Consider the following 11576-nt stretch of genomic DNA (forward strand, 5'->3'; position numbering starts at 1 on the left):
TGCTTATAAATTGTAAAATTTTCAAGATATAGAGTGATAATCCTTACAATACCTAGGAGGCCACAGAAATGTCTAAAGTATCTATGGGTAAAAGGGCAACGCAGTATTTCTGCTTATTTACCATGCTCGTTTTCTCTTTTTTAAGCGCTTGCAACGATAAGGAATCTGCCGAAGCCGGCCCAGTAGTATCTTCCCCGAGCATCTCAATTTTGGCACCCCTTCATTTTCCACAACAGCCTTCGAAAGAGATTATGGCAGAGATCGAAAGACTGACAGGTGTGAAGCTCGATATAAGGTGGGTTCCAGAGGGGGTCTACACGGATAAGATGAACACGGCGCTTACGACCAATTCCCTGGGAAAGGTCACATTTGTAAAATTCTCAGACTATAATCTGGTGAAAAATGCTATTCGTTCGGATGCCTTTTGGGAGATCGGCCCCTATCTTCAGGAGTTCTCCAATCTTAAACAACTGAACCCCGCTATTCTTAAGCAGACTTCTGTAGATAGTAAGATCTATGGCCTATATACGGAACGCCCCTCTTCCAGACAGGGGGTCATTATTCGTAAGGATTGGCTCGACAATCTCCATTTAAATAATCCACAGACACTGGATGAACTGTATGAGGTTATGAGGCAATTTACATACAACGATCCAGATCAGAATGGCAAACAGGATACCTTCGGATTAGTCGATCGAAATGATCTTGTGTATGGGGTATTTAAGACATTAAGTTCGTATTTTGGCACCCCGAATAATTGGAAACTAGAGAATCATCAATTCGTTCCTGAATTTGTGACCGCTGAGTATATGAACACCATGAATTTCATGAAGAAATTATATGATGAGAAAATTATTAATCAGGATTTCGCCTTAACGAGCAAAGAAGTACAACGTGATAAGTTCATTAATGGTATTGCTGGTGTATTTATTGGCAGTATGACAGATGTAAAGCGGCTGTCTATTGAAGCTCAGAATTTGAATCCAAAGGCAGAACTTACGTTAATCAATCGGATCGAAGGGCCAGTAGGATATAAGGTGTGGTCGATACCCAATTATAATGGACTCTATCTCTTCTCCAAAAAAGCCATTGCTACGGAGGGTGAACTCCGCGAGGTACTCGAATTCTTTGATCGAACCATGGATAAAGATGTAGCGAATATAATGATGTATGGGTTTGAAGGGCGCCATTATAAGCTTGAGGGAGGGAAAATCATTCTTCCCGAGGAAACCTCAGAACTGCGGGTGCAAGAAGTAAATCCGTTATATTCTTTGATGATTGCAGATATTAGTAATAAGAACATTATGGAGGTGGCTCAGAAGGAGCAATTGACCTCACTTGCAGATCAGCTAAGTAAAGATAATGAATCTTTTCTGGTCGACGATCCGACCGTGTCTTTAAGCTCATCCACCTATGATGAGAAAAATGTGGAATTGTCTACAATCATTGTGGATGCTACGTACAATTACATACTAGGCAATATAACCGCTGAGGGATTCCAGAAGGAAGTTGAGAAATGGAGAGCTAGCGGAGGAAATCAGATTATTAAGGAATATGGTGAGGCTGAGCTTGGGATAGAAAAGTAAATAGGTTAGATAATCTTTGATCCACTGCGGATGACGCGGTGGATTTTTTTGTGTTATCACCATAATCATTTGATCAGATCCCTTTAAGAACGGGGCTTTATGGGGAAATGATTGTTTTCGTAACCTTGCCGACGATGTAACGTGGAACTCGTAACCAATACAAATTATGGAGGTCAAAATGGTATGAAGAAGAAATCCTTCACCATGTTGTTGACGGCACTGTTAGCGTTCAGCACATTGTTAGCTGGATGTGGTGGTAACAACAACAATCAAGCAAGTTCTGAAACTGCAAGTGGTGAGAGCACTGCTAAGCCGGTTGAGACAGAAGCACCTAAAGAAGAAGTGAAAGCAGGACCGACAGAAATTAAGATTATGCTTCCATTAAATATTCCAGAGACCCCGCCTGATACGATTAAGCTTGAACTTGAAAAATTGACCAACACGAAGCTGACCTATCAATTTTTCCCGGCTGATACTTATGAAGAAAAACTTAATTCATCTTTTGCAACCGGCTCACTGCCGCAAGTGACGTACTTGAAGAATCAGACAACCTTCATTCAGATGAAAGAAGCGATAAAAGACGGACAATTCTGGGAAATAGGTCCGCTATTAAGCGAGTTTCCTAATTTGAGTAAATTGAAACCAGAAATTCTGAATAACACGAAAGTGGACGGCAAGCTGTACACCTTATATATCGGCCGCCCTCTAGCACGTCAAGGTATCATTTACAGAAAAGACTGGGCTGATAAATTAGGACTTGCTGCACCAGCAAATGTAGATGAATTATTCGAAATGGCTAAGGCCTTCACGGAACAAGATCCAGACGGTAATGGACAGAAAGATACTACAGGTATTATTGACCGTAATGAGTTGACCTATGGAGCTTTCAAAACTGTCTCTTCTTGGTTCGGAACACCGAACACCTGGGGAGAGAAGGATGGAAAATTAGCGCCTGAATTTACATTCGATGAATATTTCGACACGATGGACTTCTTCAAAAAAGCTCGTGATGGCGGATACATTAATCAAGATTTCGCTGCTACCAGTAAAACAGATGCTGTAAATATGTTTAAGGCTGGAAAGGGTGGACTCTATATTGGGGGCTCCATGCAAGATATTGATTCCCTCAATAAAGATACTATTAAGAATAACCCTGATGCTGTTTTGGATGCGCATAGTATGGTTGCAAGTCCAGATGGAAAGTATGCTCAATGGATGATTCCAGGCTATAACAATGTTGTCTTGTTCCCAAAATCTGCTGTAAAAGATGAGGCAGAACTCAAGAAGATTCTTGCTTTCTTTGATCAAATGATGACCCCAGAAGTAGCTAATTTGATGTATTGGGGAATCGAGGGTACTCACTATACCGTTGAAGACGGTAAAGCGAAAGCTACAGATGACAAAGAATTGATTGAACGTGAAGTAAAAGGATATAAGGACAGCGTTATCGGCGAAGCTGAAACCAATGGAATGTACGAGAACTATAACACGCTGCCAGGAAGAATTCATGCGGATCAATTGGTTCTTGAGAATGTCAAGGTGGGTGTACCAGATCCAACAGCTGCGATGGATTCGGCTACGTACACAGAAAAAGGTGTTGAGCTTCAACAGATTATTACCGATGCAACTTATAAATATATCTATGGACAGATCGACAAAGCAGGGTTCGAAAAAGAAGTTGAGAACTGGAAGAACCGTGGCGGAGCTAAGATTATTGATGAGTACAACGCATTGTATAAGAAATAAAACCTAGCTGAAAAGGTTGTTGATTTTGTTTCAACAACCTTTTCTCTTCATAGTCACATGGAGAAATAAAGAGTTTGAATAAAGAAGGAGAAAGGAAGAGAATCATGCAGGAACTCACCGCACAGCCCAGTCCAGCTCCACAAATAAAGCGTGAGACTTACAAGAGCAGCAGTGAACTTAAAAAGCGTCTGTGGAGAAATAAATGGCTCTACGTCATGCTAACACCGGGAGTGCTATATTTTATTATTTTTAAATATTTTCCTATGTACGGACTAATTATCGCCTTTCAAGATTACAAACCTTATCAAGGAATAACAGGCAGTAACTGGGTAGGAATGAAGCATTTCAGCAGGTTGTTCACAGAGCCGGATTTCTTAAATATTTTAGTGAACACACTTGTGCTTTTCGGATTAAACATTCTTATCTATTTTCCAATGCCGATTATTCTTGCCCTGATGTTGAATGAACTTCAAGGCAGCTTTTTCAAAAGAACCTTTCAGACGATCTTCTATTTGCCCCATTTTCTGTCGTTGGTTATCATCGTCTCCATTTCTTTTGTGATGGTTACGATGGATGGAGGAATTATCAACGAGCTACTTTCCTATTTCGGATTTGAAAAAATTAATTTCCTGCTGAATCCTGGATGGTTCAGGCCCATGTATATTATTCAGGTGATTTGGAGAGAAGCAGGCTGGGGAACGATTATTTATTTAGCTTCCATAGCTGCCATTGATCCAGGACTTTACGAAGCATCACGTATGGATGGAGCTGGACGACTCAGACAAGTCTGGCATATTACACTTCCAGCGATTAGAGGCGTAATTATCACATTATTTATTTTGAAAATTGGTTCCGTTCTGGATCTTGGATTTGAACATGTGTTTCTGCTGCTTAACTCCATGAATCGAGAAGTTGCGGAAATTATCGATACGTATGTATATACTGCTGGTCTGAGACAGGGGCAGTTTAGTTACAGTACAGCCATTGGATTCTTCAAATCAATTGTCGGCTTGATCATGGTTATGTTGGTGAATAAAGCATCTAAGAAAATGGGAGAAGAAGGCGTTTATTGATATGTTGTGGGAGGAATAGAAATGGTAGAAGATAAAACAATCAGTGGCAGAATTTTTTCTGCTATAAACTTCACGCTGCTTGCGATCATTGCTTTAATAACTGTGCTCCCCCTTGTTCACGTTGTAGCAGGCTCTTTCACAACGAGTGCAGAACTGGCTTCTAGTAAGTTTGTACTGATCCCAAAGGTATGGAGTCTGGAAGCATACAAGTTCATCTTTTCAACGAATACAATATTTAAAGCCATGGGTGTTTCCATTGGTGTTACGGCAGTCGGTACTTTCCTCAGCTTGTTTATAACTTCTTTGATGGCCTACGCTCTTACCAGAAGAGATCTGGACGGACGTAAAGTGGTTAACTTTATGGTTGTGTTCACGATGCTCTTTCATGGTGGAATGATCCCAACCTTCCTCGTGGTAAAGGAATTGGGACTAATAGACAGTTATGCAGCGCTTATTCTTCCTTCAGCAATTAGTGCGTTTAACATGATCATTTTGAGAAATTTTTTTCAAAATATACCTGAAGGTCTGGAGGAGTCGGCCAAAATTGATGGTTGCAACGACTTCGGAATATTATTTCGAATTGTATTGCCATTATCCTTACCTGCGTTAGCGACTATCGGATTGTTCTATGCGGTTACGTATTGGAATACTTACATGAATGCGATTCTGTATTTGGATGATAGTTCGAAGTGGCCAATACAGGTTCTGCTCAGACAAATTGTTGTCCTTGCCAGCGGTATGGATCACAGCTCTACACTGGATACAACTGTTCCACCGCCAGACCAAACAATTAAAATGGCTGTTATCGTTGTTGCTACTTTACCAATAGTTTGTGTATATCCATTCATACAGAAGCATTTTGCCAAAGGTGCCATGTTAGGTTCTATGAAGGGCTAATAAGAGGAAGAGAGAGATTATTCTTTGGAAGGAGCTTGGAGATGACTGGCAGGATACCAACAACACCAATGGATTGGGCAAAAAAGGCATGCGATTCTTTAATGGATACTTACAGAGCGGGAGAGCTTCCTCCAGCACATCGTTGGCATTACCATCAAGGTGTATTTCTGTGTGGTATGGAGCTTTTGTGGAATGCATATCAAGAAGACCGCTATATTAACTATATTCAGGAATACGTGGATGATTTGGTAGATGAATATGGTAACTTTTATTTCGCCCGCGATGAGCTGGATGCTGTTCAAGCTGGACAACTGCTGTTTAATCTTCATAAACGGACAGGTAAACTCAAGTATCGCATTGCTGCGGAGAAGCTGAGGAATTTATTGCTTACGTTAAACAAAACCTCTGAAGGTGGGTATTGGCATAAGGATAAATATGCTAACCAAATGTGGTTAGATGGGCTTTATATGGCAGGCGTATTCTCGTTAAAATATGCTAATGTCTATGGCGATCCTAGCTTACGTGATACAGTTCTCCATCAAGAGATGTTAATGCGTAAGTATATGAAAGATGAGACAACCGGGTTATTGTATCATGCTTGGGACGAGAGTCGCCGGATGCCATGGTCAAACCCGGAGACAGGGTGCTCACCGGAATTTTGGAGCAGATCGCTGGGCTGGTATGGTCTCGCATTGTCGCAATTTCTTGATCTGTTGGCCGTCCAAGACCCAGCCCGAGCTGAATTATCTTCTACTTTACGTGATTTTGTTGATGCCCTTATTCGTTATCAAGATCCGGTAAGTGGACTTTGGTATCAGGTCGTAGATAAGGGGCATGAGCCGGATAATTGGCTGGAGACCTCAGGTTCATGTTTATTCGTCTACACGATTGCCAAAGCAGTGAAGCATGGCATTGTAAGCGATGTGGAAGTCGCTACAGCCGCGGCTAGAAAAGGGTATGAAGGGTTAATCCAAATCATTCAGTGGGATGAGCAGGATAGGTTGATTTTGCCGGACATCTGTATCGGTACTTCGGCTGGAGATTACGAGAGTTACGTCACTAGACCTAAAGTTAAAAATGATTTACATGGCGTAGGCGCGTTGGTGATGGCTTGTGTTGAGATGGAGAGCTTAATCCAAGGCTGATTCGATTGAAATCTTACTAGACAATGACTTGATTCTCTGGGACTGAGAATCAAGTCCTATTATTTTGTGGGAAAGATATTCTTAAATTTAATGATAATCAGGGGGTTGGGATGAAGAGATCACATTGGGCAATCCGCACAGCAGACTCAATCATGGCGAGGACACCAAAGCTCTATGAAGATAAAGGCTACAACGGAAGCTGGACGTATGACTATGGTGTCGTATTGAATGGAATTGAATGGCTTTGGAAGCAAACCGGTGATGCGAAGTATCTGCAATTCATTCAAGATCAGATGGATAACTTTATTCAGGAGGATGGCAGCGTTAAGGGTTATCGCCTAGATGAATACAATATTGATCACATTAACAACGGGAAATTATTATTTACGCTATATAAAGAAACCAAGCAGGAAAAATATAAACAAGCGGCTACCTTATTTAGAAAGCAGCTAGAGACACATCCGCGAACCTCGGAAGGTGCTTTTTGGCATAAAAATATTTATCCCTATCAAATCTGGTTAGATGGTCTTTATATGGGCGCGCCTTTCTATTTAGCCTACTTGCTAGCTTTTGAAGAAGGGCAGGGGCTTGAAGATGTTACGAAACAATTTATCTTGTGTGAGAAGCATACGAAGGATTCGGAAACAGGTCTGTTATATCATGCATGGGATGAACAGCGTCTTCAACCTTGGTGTGACCGCGAAACAGGATGCTCTCCAAACTTTTGGGCGCGTTCACTTGGCTGGTATCTTATGGCTTTAGTAGATGTTCTAGAGTTATTGCCGAGTGAGCATTCCGATTATCCAGAGCTGGTGCGTATTCTAAACGATACTTTATCAGCTGTGAAGAAATATCAGGATCCTGAATCTGGCGTCTGGTATCAAGTAGTGAATCTGGGGCAACGCAAAGGGAATTACTTAGAGGCTTCTGCTTCTAGCATGATTGTGTATGCTATGGCAAAAGGTATTCGATTAGGCGTATTAGAGGCTAGTTGGTACGAACCGTTAGATCTCGCCTTCCAAGGACTTATCTCAGAGTTTGTTCTGGAGACCAAAGAAGGATGGGTCAATCTAAATAAGAATTGCCAAGTAGCAGGGTTAGGTGGAGCAGATCAACGAGACGGCACGTTCGCTTATTACATTAGTGAGCCTATTGTCACTAACGACCAAAAGGGTGTCGGTGCTTTCTTGCAAGCCTGTGTGGAGTACGAACAATTAAGAGGCTAGATCTGATATAGAATAGGAGTGCTATAAAATGTCCGTATATAATATTGAGGATTTTGGCGCGCTTAAGAATAGCGGGATGTTAGCGACAGGGGCGATTGCGCATGCGATTGAAGCGGCAAGTGAGGCTGGTGGAGGAACCGTTTATGTGCCAGCAGGTACTTTCTATACGGGTGCGATTGTTATGAAAAGCAATATTGAATTAAATTTAAATCCAGGAGCGATTCTTTCATTCAGTACGAATCCGGTGAATTATCCTGCGGTGGAATGCAGATGGGAAGGAGTGAAGCAGCAGGTTCATACGCCTTGTATTCATGGCAAAGGTTTAGTCAATGTATCGATTACCGGAAGCGGAACTATTAATGGTAATGGCAAAGCATGGTGGGATATATTTCGGAACCGTCGGGAAGAACTCGAATATCCCCGTCCGACTTTGATTGGATTTGATAGCTGTCAGCGGGTAACGATTAAGGATGTCTCGCTAGTGAATTCTCCAAGCTGGACCGTTAATCCTGTGGGCTGCTACAATGTGACGATCGATAATCTGTCTATTTTGAACCCGGCTGATTCTCCGAACACAGATGGTATTAATCCAGAATCTTGTACGAATGTTCGGATTAGTAACTGTAATATTGATGTAGGTGATGACTGTATTGCTATCAAAGCGGGAACTGAAGATACGAAAGAGCGCATTCCATGCGAGAATATCACGATCACCAATTGTACCATGGTTCATGGGCATGGGGGTGTTGTACTCGGAAGTGAAATGAGCGGAGATATTCGTAATGTAACCATTAGTAACTGTGTCTTTAAACAAACCGATCGTGGCATACGCATGAAATCAAGACGTGGACGCGGAGGGACGATTGAAGATATTCGGATCAGTAATATTGTAATGGAAGAAGTCATTTGTCCGTTCACACTAAATCTATACTATTTCTGTGGACCACGCGGGAAAGAGAAGTATGTGTGGGACAAAAATCCTTATCCGATTACAGATGAAACGCCATGCTTTAGACGAATTCATTTCGCCAATATTACCGCACGTAATGTTCATGCATCTGCGGGATTCTTATATGGACTTGCGGAGCAGTATGTTTCGGAGATTACTTTTACAAATATTGATATCTCCATGGCACGCAATGCAGTTCCCGGGCATCCGGATATGATGACAGGGATCGAGAACATGAACAATCGCGGATTTTTTCTGGGCAATGCAAGGGATGTGCAATTTCATCAGGTGAGCATCGAGAATCATGAAGGGCCTGCTTTTTATATTGAAAATGGCGAAGCGATAGAGATCATGAATTGTCATTCGAAGAACACGAGCAAGCCTGAAAAACTAGTAGAACAAGTTACAGTTTCGCCCACAGAACAGAATGTGTGTCCGTAAGGGAGGGAACCATGGAGCGTGATAAACTGAAGGAACTGTTGGGCGATCTACCGTTGGATAAGCCGATTGCCGTAACTGTGATGAACCAAGAGGAGCGGGACGGATATAGTCTGGAATCTCTTTTACTGGATCTTAATGGAATTGAACAAGTGCCTGCTTATGTGGCAATCCCTTTGGATAAGGAAGGGCCGTTTCCACTAGTTGTCTTTAATCATTCTCATGGAGGGAATTACGCGAATGGACGTAACGAGTTTGTTCGGAGTAGTTCCTATTTGCAACAGCCCTCTTTTGCTAAAGTCTTAACAGAGATGGGTTACGCTGCTTGCTGTATCGACATGTGGGGATTTAATGAGCGTGGTGGCAGAACTGAGAGTGAGTTAGTGAAGGAAATGCTGTGGCAGGGGCAGGTCATGTGGGGCATGATGCTATATGACAATATTCGTATGCTAGATTACATGTGCCAACGTGAGGATATTGATACGTCACGAATCGCAACAATCGGTATGTCCATGGGTGGTTTGATGGCCTGGTGGCTGGCTGCATTAGACGAACGAGTCGGGGTGATTGTCGATATTTGTGGTCAAGTAGATGCACATACCCTAATTGCGGTAAGAGGACTAGATCACCATGGTTACTATTCTTATGTGCCCGGGTTATTGAAGTATTTCACAACGCTCGATATTCAAAAGCGGATCGTTCCCCGCCCGCGAATGAGCCTAGTAGGCAGAAATGATCGGCTATGTCCAACTGAAGGAGTAGCACTCTTGGATAGAGGGCTGTCCGAAGCTTATCAAACGGCAGGGAAATCAGAACATTGGCAACCTGTCATTTCTAGTGGTGGGCATATGGAGACCTTGGAAATGCGGACTTTATGGCAGCAATTTTTGGCGAAGCATCTCTAAAATCCATAGAAAGGAACTTAGCCACCGATGCTAGTAGTAGGCAAAGAATCCTGTTGCGATTATCACACGATTCAAGAGGCGATAAATTCGCTAGAGCGTGAGCCAATTAGCCAAGCGGATACGCTCTATATTTTGTCAGGTGTCTACCATGAGACAGTTAGAATTTACCGTTCTAATCTTACGATCATTGGACTTGGAACCGTGGAAATAACCATGAATCGTTATGCCAAAGAGCGTGATGAAGCGGGTGAAGAAATCAATACGTTTGCTACACCAACGTTATTTCTGGGAGGTACCGATCTGGTCTTAGAGAACCTGGTGATTACCAACAGTGCTGGGCAGGGAGAACATATTGGTCAGGCGGTAGCCGTTTATGCACATTGCGACCAAACCGTGTTCAGACATTGTACCTTCAAAGGGTATCAAGACACGTTATTTACAGGACCTTTGCCGCCTGCTCCACGAGAGCGAGGGGCATTCGGAGGCATTCCACTGAGAGATCATCATATCCATTATCGCCAGTTGTATCAGCATTGTTATATAGAAGGAACGGTTGATTTTATTTTTGGAGGTGCAACGGCTTATTTCGATCAATGTGAGATCCGAAGCTTGCGTCATAGCGAGAATCAAGCAGGGTATATAACAGCAGCTTCGACACCCGAGCGACAGTCACATGGTTTTATTTTCAAGAATTGCTTCTTAACAGCCGACCCTGATATTACTTCAGTATTTCTAGGACGTCCTTGGCGTGAGTACGCTAAGACTGTATTTGTGGGGTGTCAGATGGGTTCGCATATTCATCCTTTGGGCTGGGACAACTGGAATAACTCAGCGAATGAGCAAACTGTAAGATATCAGGAATATGATATGAAGGATGCTGCGCTCCTAAGTAAGAAGCGTGTTCCTTGGGCAGATTGCTTTGAGGATGGGGGAGAAGCGCTGGATAAAGAGTTTGTTTTTGCTGGGACGGACTTTTGGAAGTAATACTGTAATTTTGACTAGTCTATAAAAAAGAGGCAGTCTTGGACGAGTGAAACAAAGTCCTAGGCTGCCGTTTTTAATGAATGAGCTCTTTATCATTTATTCTTTTGTTTTATTTCAATATATATCCAAAAGTATTAGATTAACCCAAATACCATAGGAACTATTAAAACATAAGGCCTTTGGATTGCTGGAAGAATGTAAAATAAAAATAGCCCAATTATTATCGTTGGTAGCAATAGAATAAAATACTTTTTCCAATGCATTTCTTCTCCGCCCTTTTACTTAATACTAAAAAAATATCTTGTTGCTTTAAGTGTTAATGCCCTCGTATATCAAGATCACTTAATGGATAGTCACTACTGCCCCAAGTATAAACAATATAATAGCTGATTAGTTGTTCCTCTGCTTTCAATGCTTTGAATTTCAAATCACGATGTTCAATAAAGGTAATGTTATTACTCACTTGCTTTTCAACTACGTAGCTCCACTCATTCTCGCGATACTTTGAATAAAAATTATTTAATTCTTCTAAAGTTAGCTCCGATTTGATTAAAATAGCGCAAAAAAATGGCATTAGATTTTTCTTTGTGGAATATGCAATATAATTGTTAATAAATGGAGTAGTTC

10 protein-coding genes are annotated in these 11576 nt (G+C 41.9%); 9 read left to right on the top strand and 1 reads right to left on the bottom strand.

Annotated features, from left to right (window positions below; genetic code table 11):
* Nucleotides 1–68: 68 nt before the first annotated feature.
* From MKY19_RS09375 to MKY19_RS09415, 9 genes are all read left to right on the top strand, one after another.
* Nucleotides 69–1586, top strand: a complete 1518-nt coding sequence (locus tag MKY19_RS09375; protein WP_339802200.1) for an extracellular solute-binding protein — start codon at nt 69–71, stop codon at nt 1584–1586.
* Nucleotides 1587–1769: 183 nt separating this feature from the next.
* Complete coding sequence (locus MKY19_RS09380) at nt 1770–3332, top strand: extracellular solute-binding protein (protein ID WP_042186645.1); 1563 nt, start codon at nt 1770–1772, stop codon at nt 3330–3332.
* A gap of 104 nt (nt 3333–3436) precedes the next feature.
* Nucleotides 3437–4405: a sugar ABC transporter permease gene (locus MKY19_RS09385; protein WP_042186647.1), complete on the top strand. Its 969-nt coding sequence runs from the start codon at nt 3437–3439 to the stop codon at nt 4403–4405.
* Nucleotides 4406–4426: 21 nt separating this feature from the next.
* Nucleotides 4427–5302, top strand: a complete 876-nt coding sequence (locus tag MKY19_RS09390; protein WP_042186649.1) for a carbohydrate ABC transporter permease — start codon at nt 4427–4429, stop codon at nt 5300–5302.
* 41 nt (nt 5303–5343) lie between these two features.
* The gene (locus tag MKY19_RS09395) at nt 5344–6447 is read left to right on the top strand and encodes a glycoside hydrolase family 88 protein (protein ID WP_076300822.1); all 1104 of its coding nucleotides are present in this window, start codon (nt 5344–5346) and stop codon (nt 6445–6447) included.
* Nucleotides 6448–6557: 110 nt separating this feature from the next.
* Nucleotides 6558–7673, top strand: coding sequence for a glycoside hydrolase family 88 protein (locus MKY19_RS09400; protein ID WP_339802205.1), 1116 nt, complete (start codon nt 6558–6560; stop codon nt 7671–7673).
* 28 nt (nt 7674–7701) lie between these two features.
* Entirely contained in the window at nt 7702–9063 is a 1362-nt protein-coding gene (locus MKY19_RS09405; RefSeq protein ID WP_339802208.1) for a glycoside hydrolase family 28 protein, read from the top strand.
* Between the two features lie 11 nt (nt 9064–9074).
* Entirely contained in the window at nt 9075–9965 is an 891-nt protein-coding gene (locus MKY19_RS09410) for a prolyl oligopeptidase family serine peptidase (protein WP_339802211.1), read from the top strand.
* Between the two features lie 27 nt (nt 9966–9992).
* The gene (locus tag MKY19_RS09415) at nt 9993–10949 is read left to right on the top strand and encodes a pectinesterase family protein (protein WP_339802214.1); all 957 of its coding nucleotides are present in this window, start codon (nt 9993–9995) and stop codon (nt 10947–10949) included.
* A gap of 316 nt (nt 10950–11265) precedes the next feature.
* On the opposite strand, the gene MKY19_RS09420 is transcribed toward MKY19_RS09415, so the two are convergent.
* Nucleotides 11266–11412 (bottom strand): hypothetical protein, encoded by a 147-nt coding sequence (locus MKY19_RS09420; RefSeq protein ID WP_223178916.1) that lies wholly within the window; start codon nt 11410–11412, stop codon nt 11266–11268.
* Nucleotides 11413–11576: the final 164 nt, after the last annotated feature.

The organism is Paenibacillus sp. FSL R5-0744 (assembly GCF_037972555.1).
Classification (GTDB): Bacteria; Bacillota; Bacilli; order Paenibacillales; family Paenibacillaceae; genus Paenibacillus_AQ.

Excerpts from the sequence above, each read along its gene's own strand:
- MKY19_RS09400 (WP_339802205.1), top strand. The coding sequence starts at position 6,558 with ATGAAGAGATCACATTGGGCAATCCGCACAGCAGACTCAATCATGGCG.
- MKY19_RS09410 (WP_339802211.1), top strand. The coding sequence starts at position 9,075 with ATGGAGCGTGATAAACTGAAGGAACTGTTGGGCGATCTACCGTTGGAT.
- MKY19_RS09390 (WP_042186649.1), top strand. The coding sequence starts at position 4,427 with ATGGTAGAAGATAAAACAATCAGTGGCAGAATTTTTTCTGCTATAAAC.
- MKY19_RS09385 (WP_042186647.1), top strand. The coding sequence starts at position 3,437 with ATGCAGGAACTCACCGCACAGCCCAGTCCAGCTCCACAAATAAAGCGT.
- MKY19_RS09380 (WP_042186645.1), top strand. The coding sequence starts at position 1,770 with ATGAAGAAGAAATCCTTCACCATGTTGTTGACGGCACTGTTAGCGTTC.
- MKY19_RS09405 (WP_339802208.1), top strand. The coding sequence starts at position 7,702 with ATGTCCGTATATAATATTGAGGATTTTGGCGCGCTTAAGAATAGCGGG.
- MKY19_RS09375 (WP_339802200.1), top strand. The coding sequence starts at position 69 with ATGTCTAAAGTATCTATGGGTAAAAGGGCAACGCAGTATTTCTGCTTA.
- MKY19_RS09395 (WP_076300822.1), top strand. The coding sequence starts at position 5,344 with ATGACTGGCAGGATACCAACAACACCAATGGATTGGGCAAAAAAGGCA.
- MKY19_RS09415 (WP_339802214.1), top strand. The coding sequence starts at position 9,993 with ATGCTAGTAGTAGGCAAAGAATCCTGTTGCGATTATCACACGATTCAA.